At 50.0% G+C, this 25355-nt stretch carries 25 protein-coding genes; 3 read left to right on the top strand and 22 right to left on the bottom strand.

The window, feature by feature from the left end; all coding sequences use genetic code 11:
• Nucleotides 1-90: 90 nt before the first annotated feature.
• From WKI47_RS16780 to pdhA, 7 genes are all read right to left on the bottom strand, one after another.
• Complete coding sequence (locus WKI47_RS16780; RefSeq protein WP_340228310.1) at nucleotides 91-1578, bottom strand: glutamate synthase subunit beta; 1488 nt, start codon at nucleotides 1576-1578, stop codon at nucleotides 91-93.
• Nucleotides 1579-1737: 159 nt separating this feature from the next.
• Nucleotides 1738-2232: a dihydrofolate reductase gene (locus tag WKI47_RS16775; protein ID WP_340228309.1), complete on the bottom strand. Its 495-nt coding sequence runs from the start codon at nucleotides 2230-2232 to the stop codon at nucleotides 1738-1740.
• A gap of 16 nt (nucleotides 2233-2248) precedes the next feature.
• A complete protein-coding gene (locus WKI47_RS16770) occupies nucleotides 2249-3043 on the bottom strand; it encodes a thymidylate synthase (RefSeq protein WP_340228308.1) in 795 nt (264 codons plus the stop codon).
• A gap of 405 nt (nucleotides 3044-3448) precedes the next feature.
• Nucleotides 3449-4873, bottom strand: a complete 1425-nt coding sequence (lpdA, locus tag WKI47_RS16765; RefSeq protein ID WP_037288744.1) for a dihydrolipoyl dehydrogenase — start codon at nucleotides 4871-4873, stop codon at nucleotides 3449-3451.
• 4 nt (nucleotides 4874-4877) lie between these two features.
• Nucleotides 4878-6560, bottom strand: coding sequence for a 2-oxo acid dehydrogenase subunit E2 (locus tag WKI47_RS16760; RefSeq protein WP_340228307.1), 1683 nt, complete (start codon nucleotides 6558-6560; stop codon nucleotides 4878-4880).
• A gap of 30 nt (nucleotides 6561-6590) precedes the next feature.
• Nucleotides 6591-7568: an alpha-ketoacid dehydrogenase subunit beta gene (locus WKI47_RS16755; protein ID WP_340228306.1), complete on the bottom strand. Its 978-nt coding sequence runs from the start codon at nucleotides 7566-7568 to the stop codon at nucleotides 6591-6593.
• A 122-nt stretch (nucleotides 7569-7690) separates the two neighbouring features.
• Complete coding sequence (pdhA, locus tag WKI47_RS16750; RefSeq protein ID WP_340228305.1) at nucleotides 7691-8758, bottom strand: pyruvate dehydrogenase (acetyl-transferring) E1 component subunit alpha; 1068 nt, start codon at nucleotides 8756-8758, stop codon at nucleotides 7691-7693.
• Nucleotides 8759-9034: 276 nt separating this feature from the next.
• On the opposite strand from pdhA, the gene WKI47_RS16745 reads away from it, so the two are divergent.
• The 3 genes from WKI47_RS16745 to WKI47_RS16735 all read left to right on the top strand — a co-directional run bounded on the left by WKI47_RS16745 (nucleotide 9035) and on the right by WKI47_RS16735 (nucleotide 11185).
• A complete protein-coding gene (locus tag WKI47_RS16745; protein WP_340228304.1) occupies nucleotides 9035-9760 on the top strand; it encodes an alpha/beta hydrolase in 726 nt (241 codons plus the stop codon).
• Nucleotides 9761-9976: 216 nt separating this feature from the next.
• Nucleotides 9977-10618 carry a thiamine diphosphokinase gene (locus WKI47_RS16740; RefSeq protein ID WP_340228303.1) on the top strand — a complete coding sequence of 214 codons (642 nt, stop codon included), beginning with the start codon at nucleotides 9977-9979 and terminating at the stop codon, nucleotides 10616-10618.
• Nucleotides 10619-10864: 246 nt separating this feature from the next.
• Nucleotides 10865-11185 carry a helix-turn-helix transcriptional regulator gene (locus WKI47_RS16735; protein ID WP_340228302.1) on the top strand — a complete coding sequence of 107 codons (321 nt, stop codon included), beginning with the start codon at nucleotides 10865-10867 and terminating at the stop codon, nucleotides 11183-11185.
• Between the two features lie 56 nt (nucleotides 11186-11241).
• Here the strand turns inward: WKI47_RS16735 and WKI47_RS16730 are convergent, their stop codons facing one another.
• The 15 genes from WKI47_RS16730 to WKI47_RS16660 all read right to left on the bottom strand — a co-directional run bounded on the left by WKI47_RS16730 (nucleotide 11242) and on the right by WKI47_RS16660 (nucleotide 25350).
• Nucleotides 11242-12216 (bottom strand): hypothetical protein, encoded by a 975-nt coding sequence (locus tag WKI47_RS16730; RefSeq protein ID WP_340228301.1) that lies wholly within the window; start codon nucleotides 12214-12216, stop codon nucleotides 11242-11244.
• Complete coding sequence (locus tag WKI47_RS16725) at nucleotides 12203-12754, bottom strand: hypothetical protein (protein WP_340228300.1); 552 nt, start codon at nucleotides 12752-12754, stop codon at nucleotides 12203-12205. Before WKI47_RS16725 ends, WKI47_RS16730 begins: the two co-directional genes overlap by 14 nt.
• 3 nt (nucleotides 12755-12757) lie before the next feature.
• Entirely contained in the window at nucleotides 12758-13138 is a 381-nt protein-coding gene (locus WKI47_RS16720) for a hypothetical protein (RefSeq protein WP_340228299.1), read from the bottom strand.
• Nucleotides 13139-13200: 62 nt separating this feature from the next.
• Nucleotides 13201-13665, bottom strand: coding sequence for an ABC transporter permease (locus WKI47_RS16715; RefSeq protein WP_340228298.1), 465 nt, complete (start codon nucleotides 13663-13665; stop codon nucleotides 13201-13203).
• Between the two features lie 41 nt (nucleotides 13666-13706).
• A complete protein-coding gene (locus tag WKI47_RS16710; RefSeq protein WP_340228297.1) occupies nucleotides 13707-15785 on the bottom strand; it encodes a hypothetical protein in 2079 nt (692 codons plus the stop codon).
• Nucleotides 15782-17677 (bottom strand): ATPase, T2SS/T4P/T4SS family, encoded by a 1896-nt coding sequence (locus WKI47_RS16705; RefSeq protein ID WP_340228296.1) that lies wholly within the window; start codon nucleotides 17675-17677, stop codon nucleotides 15782-15784. Before WKI47_RS16705 ends, WKI47_RS16710 begins: the two co-directional genes overlap by 4 nt.
• Before the next feature lie 3 nt (nucleotides 17678-17680).
• The gene (locus WKI47_RS16700; protein ID WP_340228295.1) at nucleotides 17681-18526 is read right to left on the bottom strand and encodes a hypothetical protein; all 846 of its coding nucleotides are present in this window, start codon (nucleotides 18524-18526) and stop codon (nucleotides 17681-17683) included.
• Between the two features lies 1 nt (nucleotide 18527).
• Nucleotides 18528-19199, bottom strand: coding sequence for a hypothetical protein (locus WKI47_RS16695; protein WP_340228294.1), 672 nt, complete (start codon nucleotides 19197-19199; stop codon nucleotides 18528-18530).
• Nucleotides 19200-19211: 12 nt separating this feature from the next.
• A complete protein-coding gene (locus WKI47_RS16690; protein ID WP_340228293.1) occupies nucleotides 19212-20174 on the bottom strand; it encodes an SAF domain-containing protein in 963 nt (320 codons plus the stop codon).
• Nucleotides 20175-20196: 22 nt separating this feature from the next.
• Nucleotides 20197-21591: a serine/threonine-protein kinase gene (locus WKI47_RS16685; protein WP_340228292.1), complete on the bottom strand. Its 1395-nt coding sequence runs from the start codon at nucleotides 21589-21591 to the stop codon at nucleotides 20197-20199.
• A 202-nt stretch (nucleotides 21592-21793) separates the two neighbouring features.
• Nucleotides 21794-22876, bottom strand: a complete 1083-nt coding sequence (locus tag WKI47_RS16680; protein ID WP_425355474.1) for an SAM-dependent methyltransferase — start codon at nucleotides 22874-22876, stop codon at nucleotides 21794-21796.
• A 79-nt stretch (nucleotides 22877-22955) separates the two neighbouring features.
• The gene (locus WKI47_RS16675) at nucleotides 22956-23294 is read right to left on the bottom strand and encodes a thioredoxin family protein (protein ID WP_340228291.1); all 339 of its coding nucleotides are present in this window, start codon (nucleotides 23292-23294) and stop codon (nucleotides 22956-22958) included.
• Nucleotides 23291-23656 carry a cyclic-phosphate processing receiver domain-containing protein gene (locus WKI47_RS16670; RefSeq protein ID WP_340228290.1) on the bottom strand — a complete coding sequence of 122 codons (366 nt, stop codon included), beginning with the start codon at nucleotides 23654-23656 and terminating at the stop codon, nucleotides 23291-23293. The genes WKI47_RS16675 and WKI47_RS16670 overlap by 4 nt, the downstream gene beginning before the upstream one ends.
• A 32-nt stretch (nucleotides 23657-23688) precedes the next feature.
• Nucleotides 23689-24516: an Fpg/Nei family DNA glycosylase gene (locus WKI47_RS16665; RefSeq protein WP_340228289.1), complete on the bottom strand. Its 828-nt coding sequence runs from the start codon at nucleotides 24514-24516 to the stop codon at nucleotides 23689-23691.
• Between the two features lie 21 nt (nucleotides 24517-24537).
• A complete protein-coding gene (locus WKI47_RS16660; protein ID WP_340228288.1) occupies nucleotides 24538-25350 on the bottom strand; it encodes an HAD-IIA family hydrolase in 813 nt (270 codons plus the stop codon).
• Nucleotides 25351-25355: the final 5 nt, after the last annotated feature.

Genomic DNA, 25355 nt, shown 5'->3' with positions numbered 1-25355 from the left:
AAATACAAGTAAGCAATAAAAAAGGCCACCCATTGAAGAGTGACCTATCAAATAAAGAATGCTATTCTGTCATAGTCAAGTCGTTTACGATTAAACGAGTACGGTAGCCCCCATCAGGAACTTATCCACTTCACGCGCCGCTTCGCGGCCTTCGTTAATCGCCCAAACCACCAAGCTTTGTCCGCGGCGCATGTCGCCAGCAGCAAATACTTTTTCCGAGTTTGTTTTATATTCGCCGTATTTCGCTTTTACGTTCGTCCAACGATCCGTTTGCAATCCCAACTGCTCCGCCAACGTTTGCTCCGGTCCGTCGAAACCGATCGCGATCAATGCCATTTGCGCCGGGAATACGCGCTCCGTGCCTTCCATCGGCGCATATACTTTACGGCCCGTCTCGTCAACCGTACGTTGGATTTGCACGGTATGCAGTTCCTTGAGATTACCTTCTTCATCGCCGACGAATTTGGTTGTCATGATCGAGAACTCACGCGGATCGTCGCCGAAGATCGCTTTCGCTTCTTCCTGCGCATAATCGAGCGTATATACGTTCGGGAATTGCGGCCACGGGTTGGCGAGCATATCGCGCTCAAGCGGCGCTTTTTTGTGTGTGCCGAATTGAGTAACGCTGCTGCAACCGTGACGCAGGGATGTTGCCACGCAGTCGGAACCGGTATCGCCGCCGCCGATTACGATAACATCTTGACCTGCTGCCGAGATATAGTTGCCGTCTTCCAGATTGGAATCGAGATAGCTTTTGATCGTGCCGTTCAGGAAATCCATCGCATAGGTTACGCCTTTGAGGTGACTGCCTTCGATATTGAACTCGCGGGGCTTCGTTGCTCCACCGCATAGTACAACCGCATCGAATTCTTCCGTCAATTGCTGCGCCGGAATATCTTTTCCGATCTCGGTCGAAGTGATGAACGTAATACCTTCCGCAGCCAGCAAATCGACGCGGCGCTGTACGATATCCTTTTCCAGCTTCATGGACGGAATGCCGTAAGTCAACAGGCCGCCAACACGGTCGGAACGCTCGTACACGGTGACGTAGTGACCCGCTTTATTCAGCTGCGCCGCGCAAGCCAGACCCGCAGGACCCGAGCCGACAACCGCTACTTTTTTGCCTGTGCGGCTTTTCGGAGGTTCGGGTTGCACCCAGCCTTCCGCAAAACCTTTTTCGATAATCGCTTCTTCGATGGTCTTGATCGTAACCGGTTGGCCGATCAGACCCACCGTACATGAACCTTCGCAAGGAGCCGGACAGATTCTGCCGGTAAATTCCGGGAAGTTATTCGTTTTGTGCAAACGATCGAGCGCTTCTCTCCACAATCCGCGGTACACGAGGTTGTTCCATTCCGGGATCAGGTTATGCACCGGACATCCGGAAGTTCCGCCGGTCATATTAACGCCCACGTGGCAGTATGGCGTACCGCAGTCCATACATCTCGCTCCCTGCGTACGCAACTCTTCTTCCGACATATGTTTATGGAATTCTTCCCAATCTTTTACGCGCTCAAGCGGACTACGATCCGCTGGCAGTTGCCGTTTATATTCCATAAATCCAGTAGGTGTAGACATCGAACGTTTCCCCCATCCGCATAAGTTCTCGATTTTGGTTCTCTATTGGATCACAAGCGATATATTTTACCCATAATATCATTTTTCATTTATCGTTTGAAATAGATTATACGGAATTTAATTTGCATTTTCTGAATACCGATCATAGACTATTCAGTGCTAATTTTTGGGACGTTCATACACTTCGAATTCGTAGCGGTAGACATTTTTTTCATCACGCATTCCTTCTTCCGAAGAAATCAACAGCCAGGATGACCAATCTACAGTCGGGAAAACGGCATCTCCTTCGAAACTTTCCCGCACGCGGGTTACGCGCAAACGGTCTGCGATCGGCAAATACAGCTCGTAAATCTCCGAACCCCCGATCACCATCACTTCTTCGCTATCCGCGGCGGATAACGCTTCGTCGATCGAGTGTACGATATAGGCACCTTCGGCGGCGTAGGAAGCGTCCCGCGTAATCACGATATTTTTCCGGTCTTTAAGCGGCTTGGAGCCGAACGATTCCCACGTTTTACGCCCCATCACCACAGCCTTGCCCAGCGTTTCGCGTTTAAAATAAGCCATATCGGCCGGAATGCGCCACGGCAGCGCATTGTCCCGACCGATTACCCCATTCTCCGCTTGCGCCCAAATCAACGTAATCGTTGGCATGACGGTTCACTCCCTCCTATACGGCGATCGGGGCTTTGATTCCCGGTTGCGGATTATAGTCGATAAACTCAAAGTCTTCATACGTATAGTCGAAAATAGATTCAGGCTTACGCAAAATACGCAGTTTCGGGAGTTCACCCGGCTCGCGTTCCAGCTGCGTCTTCACCTGCTCGATATGGTTCGAATAGATATGCACGTCGCCGCCAGACCATACGAATTCACCGACTTCCAGTCCGCATTGCTGCGCGATCATATGCGTAAGCAGAGCATAACTCGCAATATTGAACGGCAGGCCCAGGAAAGTGTCGACCGAGCGCATGGTGAGCATACAGGACAGCTTACCGTCAGCTACGTAGAATTGGAAAAGCAAATGGCATGGAGGCAACTTCATGTTGTCGATCTCGGCCACGTTCCAGGCACTTACAATATGGCGACGCGAATCCGGATTGTTTTTGATCGAGTCTATCAATTGTGAGATTTGGTCGATCTTACGGCCGTCCGGAGCTTCCCAGGCACGCCACTGCGAACCGTAAACCGGACCCAATTCCCCGTTCTCGTCCGCCCATTCATTCCAGATCCGCACTCCGTTCTCTTGCAGATAACCTACATTGGTATCGCCTTTGAGGAACCATAACAGCTCATGCACGATCGACTTTAGATGAAGCTTTTTGGTCGTAAGCAGCGGAAACCCTTCTGCCAGATCAAAATGCAATTGACGTCCAAATACCGAAACCGTTCCTGTTCCGGTCCGGTCTCCACGTTCCGTACCGTTATCCAAAATATCTTGTAGCAAATCCAAATATTTACGCAAAAAATCCACCTCTGTTCTCACTTATTCGTTCGTTTAGTACGTTGAGCGAATTAAATCTAAGAGTTGCGTTCATTGGAAACCCACACGCTTCAAGTGGGTTTCCAATGAACGCAACTTTACATCTTTATCGGTCAACGCATCAGTACCTTGTCAACTCTTAATCAGAGGTTTACGTTTGCTTGAAACGCGCACGCTTTAGGTGCGTTTCAAGCAAACTTAACCTTACAGTTGGCGTTGACACGGTATAAGTTTATCATGCCTGCCGCCAGCTTGAATAGATTAATCCTGTAGCAAATCCGACAATATGAACATAACAAAACGGACGCCTGAGCAGGCGTCCGTTTTGTTCAAAATCATTTGCCAGAACAGTTTGCAATGCCGCAAACGATTCCGACATTTGATTTCTTAGCGTTTTTTAGGAGCGATAGCGTGGATTGGGTTACCCAGAACCAGTTCAGCCGCTTCCATCACGATTTCGCCCAGTGTAGGGTGAGCGTGAATAGTCAGAGCCAGATCTTCAAGAGTTGCGCCCATTTCTACAGCCAGACCCATCTCAGCGATCATGTTTGTCGCTTCCAGACCTACGATTTGGCTACCCAGCACTACGCCAGTGCTTTCTTCGGCAACGATTTTCACGAAGCCTTCAGGATGGTTCAAAGATACGGCGCGACCGTTGCCGCCATAGCTGAACTTACCCGCAACAACGTTGAAGCCTTTTTCTTTCGCTTCTTTTTCAGTCAGGCCTACGCTTGAGCATTCCGGATCCGTGAAGACTACAGCAGGCATGCACTTGTAGTCAACCACGGACGAATGTCCAGCGATAGCTTCAGCTGCAACTTTACCTTCGTACGAAGCTTTGTGAGCCAATGCCAGACCCGGTACGATATCGCCGATCGCGAAGATATGCGGGATATTGGTACGGCCTTGCTGATCGACTTTGATCAGACCGCGCTCGTCAAGCTCAAGCTCGATCAGATCCAGACCCAGTTCGCCATCGGTATTTGGACGACGTCCAACCGTTACGAGCAGGTAGTCAGCTGTGATTTCTTGCGCTTCTCCACCAACGGAGAATTTCACAGTAACGTCTTTGTCTGTTTGTGTTGCACTTTCGGCTTTGGCATTCGCATGAATCTCAATGCCGTTTTTCTTCATTGTTTTCGACACGAGGTTGGTCATGTCTTTATCGAAACCTGGCAGAACGCTGTCCAGACCTTCGATGATCGTCACTTTCGTGCCGAATTTCGCGTACATTTGACCCAGCTCGGCACCGATATAACCGCCGCCGATCACAACGAGGCTTTTCGGAATTTCCGGCAGGTTCAACGCTTCAGTCGAAGACAGGATGCGTCCGCCGAATGGGAAAGGCTTCAGTTCGATCGGACGGGAACCCGTTGCGATGATGCAGTTCTTGAAACGGTAGCGCGGCGATTCATGGTCATTGAATACGCGTGCTTCGTTTTGGTTGATGAACATGCACTCGCCGTTGAAGACTTCAACGTTATTGCCTTTGAGCAATCCGCTTACGCCGTTCGTCATTTTTTTGACGACGCCGTTTTTGAACTCTTGGGTTTTAGCGAAATCGACTTTAACGTCGGTTGCCGTCACGCCGAAAGCATCGCCGTGCAACGCATTTTCATAGCTATGCGCAGCCGAGATCAGAGCTTTGGAAGGGATACAACCACGGTTGAGGCAGACACCGCCGAGCTCGGCTTTATCCACGATCAGAACCTTTTGTCCCAGTTGAGCGGCACGGATAGCAGCTACATAGCCGCCAGGTCCCGCACCGATTACCAATGTGTCAATATCCAGGGAAGCGTCTCCTACTACCATTTTTTTATACCTCCATTACCATCAACTCGGGATTAGCGAGCAGGGATTTAAGATAGTTCATGCAGTTTTGTGCAGTCGCGCCGTCGATCAGACGGTGGTCGAAGCTCAAGGACAGAGCCATCATTGGAGCAGCTACGATTTCGCCATTTCTTACGATGGCTTTTTCGCTGATACGGCCGGTTCCGAGAATAGCAACTTCCGGATAGTTAATGATCGGTGTGAAGAACATGCCGCCTGCGGAACCGATATTCGTGATGGAGATTGTGCTTCCTCTCATCTCGTTCGGAGCAAGCTTGCCTTCGCGGCCGCGTTTTGCCAGATCACTGATCGATTCGGCAATCTTGAACACGCTTTTGCGGTCAGCGTCTTTGATAACCGGTACGATCAGGCCGTTTTCCGTGTCTGTTGCAATACCGATATCGTAGTGTTTCTTGTACACGATCTCGTTAGCCGCTTCGTCGATCGAAGCGTTCAGAGCCGGGAATTCGCGAACTGCGGCAACCAGCGCTTTTACGATGAATGGCAGGTAAGTAACCTTAACGCCTTTCTTCTCAGCCAGTGGTTTCATGCGGGTACGGAAAGCAACCAGTTCGGTTACATCGACTTCGTCCATGATCGTAACGTGCGGAGCCGTGTAAGCCGATTTGACCATCGCGTTCGAAATCGCTTTGCGGATACCTTTGAACGGTACGCGCTCTTCGTCGGCTGCTGCCGGAATAGCCGTAGGGGAAGCTGCTGCTTTTGCAGGAGCTTCTGCTTTCGCTGCTGCCGGAGCTTCGCTTGCCGCAGCGGCCGGAGCCGATGCCACAGCTGGCGCTTGGCCGCCGTTTTTCTTGAAGTTCTCTACGTCTTCACGCGAGATTTTACCGTTTTTGCCACTGCCTTGTACTTGACCCAAGTCTACGCCTTCTTCGCGAGCGAATTTGCGTACGCTTGGAGTAGCCAGCACTTCGCGGCTCGAAGCCGATGCAGGTGCTGCGGCAGGTGCCGACGCCGTAGGAGCTTTCGCTTCGGCAGCAGGTGCGGAATCTTCGATCGTTTCCGAACCTTCCGGCAATTCGCCTTCGACTTCGATAATCGCAACGATATCGCCTACGTGGTGAGTTTCGCCGTCAGCTACGCGAACTTCGACGACCGTACCGTTTACCGGGCAAGGCACTTCGACAACCGCTTTATCGTTTTGAACTTCCATGATGATATCGTCGTCCGTAACTTTGTCGCCGACTTTGATATGCATCTTCACGATTTCGCCTTCATGCAGGCCTTCGCCAAGTTCCGGGAACTTGTATGCGAATTTGTTGCTGCCGGAAGCCGAACCTTGCGACGCCGAAGGATCGGCTGTTGCAGGGGAAGATGCAGCGCTTGTGTCCGCTCCGCCTACAGCTGCGTTTGCTTCTTGAGCCGCGTCGGCTTCAGGTGCGCTTTCCGAACCTTCAGGCAGTTCGCCTTCCGCTTCGATGACCGCGATGATGTCGCCTACATGGTGAGTTTCGCCGTCTGCCGCGCGAACTTCAAGCACGGTTCCGTTTACCGGACAAGGCACTTCAACGACCGCTTTATCATTTTGAACTTCCATGATGATGTCGTCGTCGGTGACTTTGTCTCCGGCTTTAATATGGATCTTGACGATCTCGCCTTCGTGCAAACCTTCGCCAAGCTCTGGGAATTTATATTCAAATTTTGCCACGTTGTACAACCTCCTTCTGGATCTTACGAATTAAAATTCAAGAACTTTTTTCACATTTGTGATGATACGCTCAGGTGTCGGCAACCATGCATCCTCGATTTGCGCAAATGCGTAAACCGTATCCGGAGGAGTCACGCGCAGGACAGGAGCTTCCAGGTGAAGAATCGCTTTTTCGTTGATTTGCGCAATGACTTCAGCAGCAACGCCGGCAGTCTTTTGAGCTTCTTGAACAACGATCGCACGGTTTGTTTTCTTGATCGAAGCCACGATCGTGTCGATATCAAGCGGGTTCAGGGTACGCAGGTCGATAACTTCGGCTTGGATACCCTCTTTTTCGAGTTGCTCAGCCGCTTTTACCGAAGTGTGTACGCACATGCCGTAAGTCAGGATCGTTACGTCCGAACCTTCGCGAACAACATTGGCTTTACCCAGTTCTACCGTATACTCGCCTTCCGGCACTTCGGCACGGAAAGCATGGTACAGGTTCAAGTGCTCCATGAAGAAGACCGGATCGTTGTCACGGATTGCAGAGATCAGCAGACCTTTTGCATCGTAAGGGTTCGAAGGAACCACCACTTTGATACCAGGGCTTTGAACCAGCAGGCCTTCCAGTGCGTCCGTATGCAATTCAGCTGCTTTAACGCCACCGCCGAAAGGCGTACGGAAAACGATTGGCGAGTTGTAACGGCCGCCCGAACGGTAACGCATACGCGCCGCTTGAACGATCATTTGGTCAAGAGCTTCGAAGATAAAGCCAACGAATTGAATTTCGGCGATCGGACGGAAACCTTGCACGCCCAGACCGACAGCCATGCCGCCGATAGCGGATTCAGCCAGTGGAGTATCGAATACGCGCTCTTCGCCGAATTCTTTTTGCAGCCCTTCTGTTACACGGAATACGCCACCAACGTTACCTACGTCTTCACCGAAGATCAGAACGTTCGGATCACGCTTGAGTTCCACACGCATCGCGTCGCGGATTGCTTCTTTCATATTCATTTGTGCCATTGCTACATTTCCTCCTTAACGTTACGTTCAATGGATACCGCTCTATATACATTTAAAGCTTATATGCACAGGTAAAAGGTTCGGTTGAGCGCCGTAAAGGCACTCAGCCGGAACCGATTATTTTATTGGAAGTCTGCTTTTTGCTCTTCCAGATGTTTAGGTGTATGTTCGAACATGGAATCGATCAGGCCCGAAACATTCATTTTCTCTGTTTTTTCTGCCTTCTTGATTTGCTCGGCTACGGTTTCTTTGGCTTCCGCTCTTACGCGTTCCGTGTCTTCCGCAGTCCAAAGGCCTTTTTTCTCCAGGTATTTCGCAAGACGAGTGATTGGATCTTTCTCGCTCCATTGTCCTTCTTCTTCTTTCGTACGGTACTTGGAAGTATCGTCGGAAAGGGAGTGCGGCTTAAAGCGGTAAGTTACGGCTTCGATGAGTGTAGCACCTTCGCCGTTGCGTCCGCGCTCAGCAGCGTCTTGAACGGCTTTGATGACAGCAAACACGTCCATACCGTCGATTTTCACGCCTTTGATGCCTGCTGCAACCGCTTTGTGAGCGATCGACAGTGCAGCGGTTTGCTTCGCGAACGGAGTCGTGATGGCATAACCGTTGTTTTGTACAAAGAAGATTACAGGCAGTTTGTATACGCCTGCGTAGTTAAGGCCTTCGTAGAAGTCGCCTTCCGACGAACCGCCGTCACCTGTATAAGTGATCGCGACTTGTTTTTGTTTTTTCAGTTTGAAGCCCATAGCAATACCCATCGCATGCAGGATTTGTGCACCGATGATGATTTGCGGCATCAGAACGTTAACGCCTTCCGGAATTTGTCCGCCATGTTGGTGACCGCGGGAATACAGGAAAGCTTGGTACAACGGAAGACCGTGCCATACGAGTTGCGGAATATCGCGGTAACCCGGGCAAACGAAGTCTTCTTTTTGCAGAGCGAATTCACTGCCTACCATTGTAGCTTCTTGACCGGAAACCGGTGCATAGAAGCCGAGACGTCCTTGACGGCCCAGGTTAATTGCTCTTTCATCCCAAGTACGGGTAAACACCATACGACGCATAACTTCTTTCAGTTGGTCGTCAGTCAATTCTGGCATCAATGCTTCGTTAACAATTTCGCCATCCGGCGAAAGAACGGAAAGAGCTTCAACGTCTTCCGTATACACTTCATAAGGAACCTTGCTCATTATTTTTCACCCCAATAAAAAATTTGAATATCATGTCCCTCTGTTATATCATTATTATACACCTGTTGCATAGCTTAGTCAAAGAAATTGAGCATATTCGTTACTTAATTTCTTACATTGTATATATAACAGGTTCACGATATTAGTATAACAAAAAAGGAAATCCGAACGTTTTAGGTCTTTTCGTCCGCGCAGTTTCAATCTTACCGCATTCGCGCCCGCCGTGTAAAGCGCATGCAAAATTAACGCTTAAACTTGTAAAAGGAGAGACTTTTCATGACAGATTCCCGTTACCTTAAACGCACGATTGTGAAAGAAGTCATTGCGAGCAGCTTTTTAAATGAAGAAAGACCACTTCGAATCTATCTCCCCCCTGGCTACAACGAGGTACTTAGCTACCCGGTTGTCTATTGCCAGGATGGTGAGGAGTTTTTCAACTTCGGCCGAATCGCCACCTATGCCAACCAACTCATTCTTGACGAAGGAGTCGAACCTTTTATTATAGTAGGCATTGAAGTCGACGTAAAAAAAAGAACTGCTGAATACGCTCCGTTCGGAAATCGCCATGAAGCTTATGTGCGCTGTATTATGGAAGAGATTATTCCGTTTGTTGAGCAAAAGTACCGTGCGCGCGAAAACGATCGCATTTTGGCCGGAGATTCATTGGGCGGTTCGATGTCTCTCCATCTGTCCCTGTTATACCCGGGGGAGTTTCCTCGGATCATCAGCCTCTCGGGTGCGTACTACGGAGAGTCCCAGGACATCATTGCACGCGAGTCTGACCTGAGCTGGCTCGACACGTATATGGTCGTAGGATTGCAGGAGGATGAATACGAGACGGATCACGGCACATTTGACTTCGTCGATCTCAACCGCCGAACCCGTGATCTGCTGCAAGACCGCGGCGCGACTGTACGCTATGCGGAAAAGGAAGGCAAGCATCTCTGGGGATTTTGGCAAAAAGAACTTCCGGACGCACTCATGTATTTTTTAACCCATTAAACGAATCGCAACGCTTAATTTTTTGTCAATCTTGCAAACTTGGTCGCTACATGTATCGGGATGACCGTACAGATACTGTTGCAGGTTCGGCTGGTATATTGCGCACATGAACCAGTTCGGTATACTAGAGAGTAGCGATGCCGCGTTGTTCTTAGCCTTGATCAAGTCCGCACAACCGGAACGCCTCATCTTTTACTTATGAAAAGAGGGTTTGTATTGACTGCCAAACGAGTTGTTATCGTCTCCGGTGGATCATGGACCGACGATTACCTGAAATATATCAGCGCCGGCGATCTGCTTATTGGAGCGGATCGCGGCGCCTTGTTACTAATAGAGAATGGATTAACGCCAGATATTGCTGTAGGCGACTTTGATTCAGTATCTTCGGAAGACGCCGAGCGAATCCGTTCAGCTAGCGTCAAAACCGAATCCTGCGACCCGATCGACAAAAATTACACGGATACCGAACTTGCTTTCGAATTGGCTTTGGACCAGCGCCCTTCAGAAATTGTGATGTTGGGCGTAACAGGCGGACGAATGGACCATACGCTGGCCAATGTCCAACTTTTGATTCGGGCCTTGCACCATCAAGTGGTCTGCACCATTCGGGATGCCAACAATTATATTCAGCTCACAGGTAGCCAATTGACGGTAGAAAATCATGGGTTTACATATATCTCCCTAATCCCAGCTACGATGGAAGTCAGTGGCGTAACCCTCCAAGGCTTCGAGTATCCGTTAACCGACGCTACGCTTCGACAAGGACAATCGCTGGCGGTCAGTAATAAGCTTGCCGGTCCAACAGGTACCGTGTCGATCGACAGCGGACTACTATTCGTTATTCAAAGTCGGGATTAAAAGCACTAAACGATTCAAAAAGATCGAGCACATCGAAAAGCACCGGCCCTTCCCGTTCGCGGGTATAGGTCTGGTGCTTTTGTCTTATCGGGAAGGCTTTGAGTGTTTCGTTTGTTTGGAAAAAGAATACGTAGACCTTGACTACTCATTCGTTATATAGTCTAGTTGCGGGCATCTTTTTGCGTTTTTTTAGGCTTAGGAGCTCAATTCCCAAACATTTATTTTCGTCAAAGAAAGGCGGATTTTATGGACATCGGAAGCAAACTGCGCTATTTGCGCAAAGCACGTCATTTATCTTCTGTGGAGCTTGCTCAACGGGCCAACGTCTCCCAATCCTCGATCAGCGATATTGAATGCAATCGGCGTTCGCCGAGACTCAATACACTGAGTAGCCTGAGCCGCGCATTGGGCCTTCCCCTTTCCGAGCTGCTCCCCGTCGACGATCTGCTGGAACATCCTTTGAAAGAAGAAGAACGCGAGATCCTCGATTTGTTCAGCCGAATGAACGAATCCCAGCAAAAACATCTGTTGGAGCTTCTAAGAAGCTTTTCCTCCCAAAAGAACTAATACCACTTATTAATGATGGCAACAATTGATAAACACCTGCTTTCTCTGGCTAAATGTTAATTCTGCACTGGAAAATAACCCGATCGGGCTGCATCTTTCTCGTTTTCAAATCGTTCTTCTACTTTTGCGGGCAGCTGTGCGGGGTCACGCGAGTAATATTTGATTCCGGTAGCCGGATCAACCGACGCATAGACCACTTTCTTCTTTTTCAGCATGCCGCCACCGAAAGAATAGTTATTGTATTGCTGATCACCTACGGGGATTCCTTGAATAAAAGCGACGATGCCGATATCATCAATCCCGTTATCCCACTCTTCCTGCGAAATTTGCGGCAATGTGAACAAATAATCGACTCCGTAACGCGTTGCATACTGATTGTGCCGATTGATGACGTAAGCAAGATCGTTCTGAATAGCATGGATAATGCTTTGCCGGCGAACGGTCTCAAATATCGCTGCATCTTTTAACAAAGGTATTTGGGTGGAGTTAACCACTTCCGATCGCTGACCCTGAATCCAACGCAAAGAGTTACGGTCATACGTTTTTACAAATCCATCCAGTGAGAACTGAATGATATTGCCCTGGGTATCCGCATACGAGTACGGCTTTTTCGGCGACCACACCAACCTCATTTGGGCTTGGCCGCTTGAATCCACAAATTGTTCGGTTGAATAGATATAGTAGCCGTCATAATCAATCACTGCGACTGCCGGTATGTAGCCTGCAAGCGTTCCGATCGCAACGGCATCGCCATCCACATTAAAGTTCAAAGCCAGTGTCCGATAGAATGCTTCTACGGCACGTTCTTTATTTGCCCGAAAAAACTTTTCCGACCCATATCCGGGCTCGTATTCTTGATCGACCGTTTCGTTCAACATATAGGTCGCATCCTGAATTGCCGTCTTCGTCACTATGTTGTAACGATCCGTCAGTTGCATGACTTTATCCAGGTCATCCAGGCGCATTGACGCAATTTGAAAAAAAGGCGAAAAGATCAGAACGAAAATAATCGCAAAGCTAGTAATCTTCATGCAAGACCATTCCTTCGTAGTTCATCAGAACCGTCGAATTTTCTTCAGTATTGTCGCTCATTAAAAAATCCCAAAGTTGCGTAGACGCCGTTCGATTTTTATTCTTCATTTGAATACCGATATAGTCACCGACCTGCATGGTGTACCTCCGGCTTGGGTCATCCAAAGACAGCACGCTGCCTGGGAACAATACGGCAAGTATCTGTTGATTATAAAATCCGGAATAATACGTGGTGAAGCTATTCTGAAAAGTAACCGGATTCGCGGGATCGCTGTAATCCGGGCTAATTTGCTTATGCAAATGCTCCAGCTCTACCTCATATTGATTACCGGTTGCTGCCAACTGGGCATTGAACTCTTCGTACATTTGCGGTGTGATATACCCCTTCGTTCTTGCACTGTCGATAAAATGTGTCGCTGCGCTCTGAATCACAATGTTTGCTATTTTATCCTGGCTTCTGGCTTGCTCATATAATGGGTACATGAACAAAAGCAAAACAGCCAACAGAGCGGCGAATATGCCTGTTACATATTTCATGTTTTATCCCCTAAATACGATTTTGATGATATATCCGGCCGTGTCTCTCTCATAAGTCGCTCGGTAGGTTTTGCTCAAATCAACCCCGCTCGGGTCAAGGTCCTCATAAGTCCCTGTTCGCAAATAAAGAATTCCGTTCACTTCAATATTCATGTCGCTTTGTTGGATATTGCGAACCATATTCACAATAGCAGCTCCCGTATAGGTTTCTTCTCCGGGAACAGCGAGCGTGGCCTTCACTTTTCGGTCCTGATCCGTCTTCAACGTATAAGCAAGTCGGGTTCCGTGTTCAATCGATTGAATCATATTCACCGTGTATGTACATGCCCCGATAAACAAGAAAAACACAGCTGCCAGTACCATAAAGCTCCTCGCATTGCTCATCTATTTCTCCCAACCGGGCAGCAGCCCTCTGACCAAGCCGGAGGGCCGCTGGTCCCCTTTCATTATTTCGTTTGAGTAAACACGATGCCGCGAACCATGTTGTTCGCGTCACGAACAACCGAAGACTTAAATTTACCCGACGGGTTGATAAAGTTGTTATCCGATTCATTCAGAGCTGGAGACAGCGTCGTGTTATTGGTGTCGCTCGTAATAATGCCTGTCGTCTGGTTAAACTGGCTGCCGTAGTAAGTCGAACCGCCTTTGCCTGTTTGAACGTATACGCCAAACTGCTGCTCATTATTGTATTGACGCACAGCATTCATAACCTGGCTGCCTGACAAGGTTGTATTTTCATAGATGTTGAATCGTGTCTGCGACAACTGCGTCTGAATCGTGGAAAATTGGGTCTGGCCTTCTTTTGCAGCGTCTTGCGAAGAAATGAAAATTACGACAACCGTTGTGATCAGCGCGAGTGTCAGAAAAATCCCTGCTGCCAATTTCAAACCTGAAGTTGCATTGCTTCCCATAATAAATAATCCCCTTTGATATGAATTTTGGTTGATTGCTTTTAAATTTGACCGAGCTGCGTAATCAAGTCTTTCATTTGCATAAACGACACATACAGGAACGGAACGATAATATAAGCGCCAAGCATAAACATCACAGGTGCAAACCCAATATCCCGCCCCCAGTTCGCTTTGCTTTCGATCAGACGGTCCATCGTTTCTTTTTTCTGCTCCCGGTAATACTCTTGCTCCATTTCCAGGTCATCGAATGCTTCTTGAATCGAAATGCGTTCCAACGCATTTTCCAAACGCTCGACCATTCGAACAAACGACGGGAACGGAGCTTCAATCTTCAACTGACGCAATGCCGCCGCGGACCCGCCATCATAATCAAGCAAGCAGCGCTGCAAAGCAGGTTTGAAAATGATTCCGAAGCGCTCCATCCATTCCAAAATAATTTGCACGCTCATCCGGTCAAATTGACTCAGAATCGAAATTAACATCCGGAACTGGTCGACTTCATTCTGCATTTCCATCCCGCGAACCCGACGTTGGAATTGCATGATTCCCAGCGGAACAAAATAAACACCAACTCCGACTGCAACGGCGGTCAACACTTCCCACCACTTCAAATACTCACTGTCCGCCTGACTTAACTTTTCCACGATACGTTTTGACATCTCATTTTGTTGAACTTCACTCAGTGTTGATGTAGCGGATTCTCTCACCAACCCCCGTACCGTATCCTCCCAGCCCGACTTCCCGGCATCAATCTCTTGCATGATCCGGTTATCGAGAGAAGTACGTTCTTCCGCCTCCCTGCGCTCTGCATCATCAACTCGCCCTAGCATCAATCCGCCTTTGAGATAGGTTGGCGCATTCCAGATCCGTTCAACTTGACCGAGATGGGCCGAGACAAACATGCCCGAGACAAAAAGAACCGCACACAACGATAGCAACAGACGTCTTACCGTCAACCATTCAATCATGAGCGGTGAATTGGATTCTTTGATCAGCCGCGATAAACCGTAATGGGCTTTCGTATGCTTCTGAGGAACAAAGCGGTCAACAACAAAACGAACCGGACGATACTCGTACAGTTTCTTTTCCCAGCGGATGCCACCCGACTTCGGTGTATAACGCGACTCTTCCGTTTCCGCCAGTTTGCGAATCAGCACATATGCCGCGACGGCCACCGCGTACAGCAGCAGCTTGGCTGCCAGCCCGATCCGCCCTTCGTAGAATTCGCCCATGACCGGAAAATACGTCTCCGCCCAGCGTTGCAGAGGGAAAGACAGCAGGATCGGCGCCAATGCAATAACGGTTAAGCTATTTAGCTGATAACTCAAACGGTTTCTGCGCAGCAGATCGAAGTTGATATCCTGAACGAACTTGCTGATTGCATTCAGATACAAAGAACCTTTGAGCGTCGTTTTATCGCCATATTCCATAATCATACGCGCTATGCCGGTAAATACTTTCAGGTAACGGTTAGGAGCGACTTCATAGTAGGCTGCCAAGCTGCGATCCGGATCTTTAGCCGTTAACACACCATGTATCCGCTCGCCATGCAGCTTCATATCATGACCGGACAACTGTGCCGCTTCGTAGATCGCCTCGTCTGCCATACGGATCGCCTGAAATTGATGACGGTTATCTTCCAAAAAGTCGCGAAAATCTTTCAGCAACCGATTTTCGACCCGATGAACGAATAGATCGATCAGCATACCGTTCAACACCAGACAGCCGATTATACCCAGCAATACAACAGACATACTCCGGCCAAATAACGCAAGCGCCAGAATTAATCCCACGACAATCAGTAACACGGAGTACGTGATTTTCATCGTTTCTTTTCGAATCGTCAGCTCGTCATATGGGCTGATCACCGCAAGCCGTTGACGGATTCGGCGTACCTGACCGCGAAAGACCGGAATTTGCGTAGAACGAATATAAGAACGCTGGTAAAAGCGATTGAGCTTCGGGCTCTCCTTTTTCATCGCCGGCTGCCGATTCATCCAACCGGTAATCGTCTCTTCTTGAACACCGCCTTTTTTACGCAGCTGACGTAGAATGATCCAGATCACAATCGGCACGACGTACAATGCGGAGGCCAGGATAATCAGCAATTTCACGCTCATGCCGGTTCACTCCCCCAGTACCGATCCAGAAAGGCACGAAAATCAGCAGCGTCTTGTCTCGACATGTTTCCTGCCATCAGCTCTATTTTCCGAGAGGTGGGACGATGTACCGGAACATACATGCCATCGCGGAATTCGATAATATTTCTCGCTTCGAACGTGCGTCCGGTCAGACGTCGGTAGTAATCGAGATTGGCACGCGCCAGCACTTTAATCGCCGAGGCCTCATCCAATTCTTTATCCAGTTTTTCGGCCAGTTCGGCAAAACCTTGCTCATCGGGGTCCAGTACGACACATTCCGTCAATCGTTCGATGTAACGGGTACCGTCACGTTCTTTTTCCAAATGCACGTCAAAAGCGATAACACTGGCGACCTGCTCCTCGGCGATTCGTTCATTTTGAAACGTGCCTGTTTTGAGCAGCGAGTTGCGCAGCGACCAGATCAGATCCTTCATCGTTTTGGCATGATGGCTGAAAACGGTGAATTTACTGGCGACTTGCGACATCTGAACGGCCCAGGCCGCAACCGGATCGGTCGCGACTTCGCCGAGAATATTAACCGTGCCGTCCGTCTTTTTCTGAAGATCCAACCCTTCTTGGCCGCTAATCTTGTCTGTCTCGCGAAAAGCCAGCGTATTCCGTTCCGGATATAGCCTGCGCAGATGCAGCTCGAACGCCAATTCCTGAATCCGCAGATTGAACGTTCCGTAGATCGACTTGACCATAGCCATGAGCAACGTCGTTTTGCCGGAGCCTTGTTCTCCCGTCACAGCCGTGACCTGGGCACCCTTCATCAGATAATCCAGCATTTTCATCGGCAATTCGGCACCTTTGACCTGTTCGGAAGCCAGCAACCGCTCCAAGCTCAAATTCGGCAAATCAAACTTACGAACGAAGAACGCCCAGCTTTCGGAAAAAGGAGGCCGTACCACGACAACCCGCGAACCGTCCTGCATTTCGTTGACCATATAGGCCTTGGCTTCGGAGAGTTGTCCGGGACTGCCGAATTTGTAGATGTTCTGACAAACTCGCTTCAGCTCCAGGTCGCTGCCGAATCCAAGAAACGCCAAACGAATCGATTTCCCTCGGTAAAAAATCCAGATACTGTCGCAGCCGCGGGGTCCTTTTTCCCTCATGGAGCGCATCAGTTCAACCTCGTGTTCCAGCTCTTGCATATCAGCAGGCAGACCGGAGACACCGCCCGAGACACCGTCAATCGTCTGGTCTCGCAGCTCATCAATCGGTCCAAACCCTTTGTAGTGCTGGTAGATACGTTGAACAACGATTTGCAGCTTGTCATCGAACGACAATCGCGGCGCTTCAAGCGTATAAATATCACGAATCTCTTCCGCCGTAATGATGTACGATTCGGTCTCGCCATTTTCGATAATGGATTTCAGCTCTGCCAAACGATACTTTTCGATCAGCTGGCTCAAAGCCTGCATGCCATGCTCCAAACTATAGGCATGCAGCAAAATATCGAACTTGTCTTGATCCGTAAGCAATCGTTCGTCACCGAAAGGCAGCACACGATCAATCGTCGACTCGTTAATCACCTCTCCGCGCAGAAGCAAGTCAGCAATGAACGATTTGACGTAAGTTTTATCCGCCAAACTGCCGGAATTACACAGCTTGAGCGAGCTTTTCAATTCAGCCACGACATTCCTTCTACGTTCGAACTCTTCAGCCGACAAACCAAGATCCAGCAGATTGGCATTGGTAAATTCATTAATGGCCGCCGTCGCGTAGGACTGAAGCGCCTCGATCGTAAGAAGCTCGGCCTCAAGCTCGCGTGCTCCCTGCGCCAATGGATTTTTACGAAGCAGCAGCAACAGCCATAGCAAAATCCCGGCGAGAATCACACAAATCAGCAGCAAATTAATCCAGTCCATGCCTTATGAGACTCCTTTCGCGGCATCCACATGTTTCAGTCTGGTGTTGATGCCGATCTCTTCCAGTACCTTTTCGGCAGTCCGACGAACTTCCGTAATAAATGGGTAGTTGTCATGTCGCCGATCCAACGAGCGACTGCGTGCCATGAACCCTTTGATATCCCCGTCGTTGATTGCATCTCTGAAGTCAGAATTATAAGGAATGGTCAATGCAGGTTCGCGTCTTCCATACTTCCGCAAAATATTGGCTGCTTTGTATTTGGAACGAGGGTCGTAGCCTGAGAACAACAGCAGTTGTTTTTTGCCATGCAGCTCTTCCGGCCAACCATTCCGGGCAAAATAACGTTCCAGCATACCCGCGTTCTGCGTCAGACAAACTACGACGAGATCCGCATCCGCAAGCGCCTGCGCCGCAGCGGGGCTGTCCGTTCCCGATCGGATATCCAGCAGAATGCAGTCATAATAGCTTCGTGCATTTGCGTAGATGTTTCCGATCAGTCCACCGGCATTTTCAAATTGCAGACGATTCATACGTTCCGAACCGCTGAGCAGATCCAGACGATCTCTTTCGATCAATAATGCGTTGTTTTTAACCGTTTCCCGTTCCAGCTTGCCGCTCCGAGCCAGACGTACCAAAGCATCGAGGCCGGTTCCGGCGTCGGTAGCCAGATCTCGACTATATGTATTGATCGAGCGGGAAAAGCCTCGTTCCAGCGTGCTTTCTTCCCCCTGAGGCTGAGATACCAATGTGCGAATCCGATACTCGCTACCGATAATCGAAGCGATCGCGGCAACAGAAGAGGTTACGCCTGCTCCGTGCCCTATACTCCAAAAGGCGATCTGTCCCATTTTATTTGCTCCTTTCGGCTTTTTTCCATAATCTCCGCGTTTCGCGTTCATCATTCTCAAGTAAAACTGAAGAGATGCCTTGCACAGCCTTTTTCATTTCTGCGGATAGCCCCTTCAGCTTCAGGCTGCTGGCATACTGATTGCCAATTTTGACTGCAAGATCGCGTTCATCGGGGTAATAGACCCATGATGTTTTCCAGTCAATCGGAAAAGGCTCGAATTGTTCGTTAATATACGTTTCCCCCGGTTCACGTGCTCCTTCGATCCATATTTTGTGAAACGCAGACAACTCGGAAAGCGGCCGTTCCGCAAAAAAACGTTCCAAAAGCCGAATGCTTCGGCGAACCGAGGTCTGTTCACAGCCCAGTACGAGGAATCGATGATCCGCTTCCGGCAACTCAGCCAATCGAAACGGATCGTCCGTGTCATATAGAACGAAATCGTAATCAGCATGCGCAACGGCTCGCTCGCCTCTTGCAGGAATCCACACTTCAAATCCGTCATACTCCTGCGGGTGGCCCGGAACGTCCAAAGCCGGATACGAAAATTCATAACTCTGAAGTGCTGTCGCATCGACAATCAACACACGCAGACCACACTCGGCTAACAATTTAGCTGTATAAAACAGCAAGTCCGTTTTATCGCGATCTCCGATAAAAATAGCTCTTTTCACCTGTCATCCTCCTCAATTGCCTACGCCAGCATCGGAGTTATCCGTGAAAACGGGCTCGCTTTCTGCCGCTTCAGCCTCTTGCGTCGTTCCCGTATCTATACCTTGTTGGATTAGAGAGTTATCTTGCGTACCGGGATTAATGGTGCTCATATTCGCTTTGCTATTCAGGTACTTCTGAATATCTTCCGGCGTCAGTAAATCAAGTCCGCTTTCCAACTTCTCGCGCATGCGCCGTTCCAACTCGGTTTTCGCCTGTTCGACGATATTCGGATCGCTCTCGATCAGATCCAGAACGCTTGCATTCGCCGGATAAGTGATCATAGCAGCTTGTTGAAGCCCCGGTTCGACATAGGTCACCGCGTAGATCGAAGCATCGTTCAGATAAGCATCCACGATCGCCGACGACATCGTCAGAATCTCGCGTTCGTTCATTTGCACCCAGATCGTCCCCGATGCCAAATCCTCGGTACGCTTTTTGGACAATACGATAAAATCTTCGCCTGTCGGGAACTTTACGCGAACGTCGACGAACTCCCCGGCCTGTAACCGACTCGGCAGTTCGATCAAGCGAAACTCCTGGTTCCGCAGATCGCCCGGCGTCACGTCGCCTTCGTACAGCATCGACTCGCTGACAGGCGTATTTTTGGAAAGCGACACTTTCGCATAACGTCCAATCGCAGCTTCCCGGGCGGGCATATCTTCAGGAACCGTCGCTTTAACCACTTCAATCCGGACTAGATCATCCTCTCCGATTTCTTCGCCGGCTTGGATATCGCGCGTCAGCGCAAAGACCGGTACGCGCTGCGCATCCATCTCCGCGATCTGCTGTTCGTAGCCGCTCCGCTCAGCCTCGTGGTTTTTTTCGATATGACGGACATAAGGAATGCCTGCCGCAGCGCAGATCAGTAGTGCTGCCGCGGCTCCTGCTCCCGCAGTTAGTAAGCGCTGACGCTGGCGAAACCTGATTCTTGACATGATTGTTCTCCTTTTTTCTGTTTTATCGGAACCCCAGTTTCAAGATCGATCTTCGCCCTTTTCGCGTATATAACGGACCGAGGATCGGCTCGAAAACCTCACGCAGGTTTCCATCGAATGGATTGGATAACTCAGGTAATGAATAAATTCTTTTATGTCCCAGTCTTCGGCGCATTTCCTTGACGGCATCCTCGGCTGCAAAAGGGAGCACATATGTCCACTTCGGCTTCGCTCGCAAGGTTTCCCGGTGAGCAAACGCCACTAAGTCTCCGCTTCGCCACTCGCTTGCAGAACCGACAATCAACGGCATATCCGCTCGCAAAAACTCTTCAAAATCACGAGCGTCCCTGCAAGTTCCAAGATCCAAGACAACGTATCGATACCCTTTGCCGAAAATGTCGGTCAAATGGCCACGATCCGCCGAAGGCCAATAATCGACGCCGCGAATGCTGAACATGCGCTTTCCTTTTTGCGGCTCACCTTCCCATTCCATCGCAATCCGTTCAAATGCCCCGGACATTCGGCCCAACTCGACGAGCGCGGTTCGTCCTCCTTCGCGAGACAGCGTATGCGCAGCAGCGATTGCTGTATGGGTTGCCCCGCAACCCTGAAAATTGCCGAGCACCGCAATTGTGGATGTTCCGCCGATCCCTCCATTCAACGCAGCTTCGCGCTCAATCGGTTCAGGTTGAAGGATTCGCTTGATATCGCCAATATGCGGGTAACGCTCTTCTCGTCGATAACTAAGCATCCGGCGAATCGCGGGCACCAGCGCCGAAGGAAGATCGGGCCGCAGCGCTCGCTGCGCTTCCGGTGTCCATTCGCTAAAACGACCACCCGTGGAGAGGTACAGCAGCAACGCACCCAGCGCATATTGGTCACTGGACGGATCACTTTGTCCTTCATACTGCTCGGGTGCGGCAAATCCAATGGTCCCCAGCTTCACCGTGTCGGCGCTCTTGTCCGGATTGGCACTGCGTGCAATCCCAAAGTCGATTAGACGGATCGTTCCGTCTTCACCGATCATGACATTGCCAGGTTTCAAATCCCGGAAAACGACAGGCGGGCTTTGCGTATGCAGATACTCCAGCGTTTCGCAAATTCGCAGGGCTAGCTCCAAGATAAACGGAATATCCAGGACGCCTCCGGCCCTGCTTGCATAATCGCTCAGATTGTAACCTTCGATGTACTCCATGACCAGAAATACTCGACCGTCCGCATCCGGCGCAAAAAAGTCGGCGACCTGAGGCAAGCTGCGATGACGCAACCTTGTTAGCATCCCCGCTTCGTTTTCGATCCGTTCATAATCCGCCGTATCGGCCATCGTCTCCTTCACGGCCCACCACTTGCCCGGAAGCTTGGCGTCGGAGGCCAGGTAGACCCGACCCATTCCGCCGCTCCCGAGTACGCGTTCCACCCGGTATCGATCTCCTATTACGGCTCCTCGCTCCAATTTCGGCGGGTACGGCATGAATTCACCCCTTTTCGGACAAAAAAAGAAAGCACCCCTCGCAAACTAGGTCCTAGGACCAAATTCGTGAGGGATGCTTTCCCTTTCCGTGCATATGATTTTGAAGTCATTATAAACCTATTGCTTGCTAAGTGTAAAGACCTATTTCTTAATATTTAATCATATAAAGCGTAATTTCTTCGCGGTTATGGAACAATTGCTTAGCCCGTTGGACCTGCAAACGCGAGTTTTCGAAAGAAGAAATGACCTCTTTGATCAGTGCCATCGGCTTTTTGTGCATCAGCTTGATCGTGACAATAGCCGTACCGCCCGGACTCAGTCCATGCAGCAGCCCCGATACCAATTGAACCATCAATTTGGGGCTCCAGCTCATATCGCATACCAGCAAATCAAACTCGTTTTCTTTGAATTTGATTTCGCTTGCGTTTTTGCGGATATACGTCAAGTTCGGCGATTTGAGCAGCGACGGATGCAGCTTCGCCGGATCGATCGCCGTGACTTTCAAACCGCGTTCAAGCAGCAGCGACGTCCAACCGCCCGGAGCGGCTCCGATATCCACAGCGCTGCGATAGGCCGAGAGATCCAGCCCGAATTCCCGTTCGGCTTCAAGCAGTTTGAACTTGGCACGAGACAGCTGTCCTTCTTCGCGGCGGAAACGAACGGCTCCCCCGCTCCAGTCGGACAAATTGTCTTCGGGACGCGAAATGCCGGCATAAATGCCCGAAGCCGTCACGTAAACGGAAGCGATCCAATCGGCGCTCGCCGTTACGAATTCCGCTTCGGACGCACTCAGCAATTCTTCCAGCCATTCTTTCAATTGCGACGCGCTTTCTTCACCCGCATCGGCGCTTTTGCGTACCTGAAGCGCGACTTTGACACCTGCGCCTACCACCGTGCTCGCCAGAATAAACGATGCGGCTTCCGCAAGCAATGCTCCGGCATTTTCGCCTTCACGTTCAAACTGCACAGGTTGAATATGACGCAGGAAAATAGGACGACTGTCCGTAATCTGCTGCACAGCTTCCTGTTCCGATACGTTCAATTTGACCAAAAGAACTTCGCGATCGCTCAACACGCTACTTTTTACCGAGCCGAAAAGTCGACGAAGCTCCTCTTGTGCATATGCTGCAAAGTCCCGATTGGCCGTGCAAATAAAAGAACTCTCATTTGGCTCCGGTTTCTGAACTTCTTCTATCCTTTGGTTTTCTTGTTGCCATTCATGCTCACTCAAAATACATTAACCTCCACAGAATCTGCGCATGCACGGACTCCCGCTATACGCAAATTCTTTCTTGTTCGTTATCGTCTTTTTATTTCGCCCAGGTGTCACGCTTTTGCTTTTGTCCGATAAACTCCAGCAAGTACGGAACGGAATGCATCGCATAAACCGTACGCGGTTCGCCAGAGTTGGCCGGCTCGAAAATACTGAGCGAAGGCGTGCTGCTAATCTGATAGTTGCGAATAAACTCGGGAGCGAAATTCAGGTCGAGCGCGTAAATATCGATCTCCCGGTCCATTTGCTCAATCACGTCCAACATTCTTCGCGCCGCTTTGCAGGTTCCGCAAAAAGGCGTGTGTCCAAATACGATGACTCGGCGATCCCTCGCTGCGATCCAGCCTGCCAGTTCGCGTTCAGTGACTTCTCTCATCGGGACTCTTCGGCGGCAACTTTTCTGCGGACTTCTTCCGGCATGGACCCTTTGTGCAAAATCACATCGTCAGGCTTACCCGCATACAGCGTCTGATACATGCTCCGTCGGCCGTATTCGCTGGAAGTATGCAGATAGATTTCACGCGGGAATGTTCCGTTGGCTACGATTCGCGCCGCAACCTCGCTACCGCTCAATTCGCCGGGACCCATCTCATGATCCAGCGACAAAATATCCACTTCGCACACTTTCAGCATTTCCAGACATTCTTCGCCCGTACGCGCCAATGCGAAGCCTTCCGGACAAGGACGCCAGTCGTCCATATACAGATGGATTTTCGGTTTGTTTTCGGTATTCGTCACCTTCTCACTCCTTCCCGAACCCTGACTCCCGTTTAAGAAAATACAGGAGTCTGCTCGTATTGGCATTGCGGGCAATAATAAGCCTTTTTACCCGACACATCCATCTTTTCAACTTTAGCTCCGTCTTCCGTGCAAGGCTGGCCTTCACGTTCGTAAACGCGGCATTGCGCCAAATATCCGCCCGTGACGGTATCCGTAGCGCTCAGCGGCGTTTGAATGCAGCCTCCTGCATCGATTGCGGCGCTCAGTACGCTTTCCAAGGCTTCATACAAACGAGCCGCACTTTCGCCATTAAGCTCCTGGACTTTAACCGAAGGCAGCAGGCCCGCGGCAAAAGCAATCTCATCCGCATAGCGAGGACCGATTCCGGCTACCAACTTTTGACCGGTCAACAGACTCCGAAGTGCTCCGCGACGTTTTTTGAGCTGGGCAACAAAGAATTCTGCGGTGAGTTGACGGGAAAATGGATCAGGACCCAACGTTTTAACTACATCGTCCAAGCCACGTACAGTCATCAGACGCAAAACGCTTGCTTTCCCGGATACGTAAAGCGTTCGTTCTCCGAATCCGATCTCGGCTTGCGCAGCAAACGGTGGCTTTTCTTCGCCTTCTCCGCAGTACAATGCACCGTCTTTTGCCAAAGCAATCAACAGGCGGTGACCGTTATCCAGATGGAAAATCAGGAAAGTTCCGCGACGCTCAAGGAAAAGCAAGCTTCTTCCTTCTAAAGCTCCCGAAAATTCCTCAGGCGTAACATCCGTGCTGCGTTCATTAGCCAAGAAAACCCGATCAATCGGACGATCAAGAATCCACTGGCCTAGTTGTCTGCGATAGTGTTCGATTTCAGGCAGTTCAGTCATCAATCATCGTTCCTTTCTTTTTTAGCTTAACGTTAACACCCATTCGTTCACTTCATGCAAATTACTCTTGATGATATCGGGCTCCGCGTCGGCAAGGCCTTTGTGACGCTCCAGATTATGCGGAGTCGTTACGCCCTCATGGGTAAGCAGCAATAACGAACGACAACCGGATTGGGCGCCCGCCTTGATATCGGTCATCATATTGTCGCCGATAACCGTAACCTGCGAGGCTTGTGCACCGAGTAAATCAAAAGCAAAGTTCATCATGACCGATGAAGGCTTTCCGATGACAACAGGCTGGACTCCGGTCATGGATTGCAGAGCCGAGCCCAATGTTCCTGCGCCCGGCATCAGTCCAGCCTCGGAAGGAAGCAGCAGGTCGGGATTCGTCAATACGAACTCTGCGCCAGCCAAAATCAACCGTCCCGCCTGTGCCAATTTTTCGTAGGAAAACTCCCGGTCAATCCCTTGCAGCACGTAGTCGGGATGAACGTTTTCATCCGTCCATTCTTTCAGTCCTGCCGCAGATACCGCACCCCGCAGCCCCGCTTCCCCAAATACAGCCACGGAAGCTTCTGGCTTGCGCTTCGCCATATAGGCAGCGGCTGCCATGGAAGAAGTACATACCTGTTCAGGCCGTGCAGGAATGCCCATTTTGTTCAGTCTTAACGCGACCGTTTCCGGTGCGGCCGAAGAGTTGTTGGTCAAAAAAAGGAACGGAATACTGCGCGTATTCAATGTTGCAATCAGTTCGTCCGCGCCGGGAACCATTCGCTCTCCATGATACAATGTTCCATCCAGATCGATTAAGATACAGTTTTGCGTCATAGCCATTCATT

This window comes from Saccharibacillus sacchari (assembly GCF_037722395.1).
Classification (GTDB): Bacteria; Bacillota; Bacilli; order Paenibacillales; family Paenibacillaceae; genus Saccharibacillus; species Saccharibacillus sacchari_A.
The sequence above is the reverse complement of the archived record's forward strand: the minus strand, read 5'-3'. Positions and strand labels throughout refer to the sequence as shown.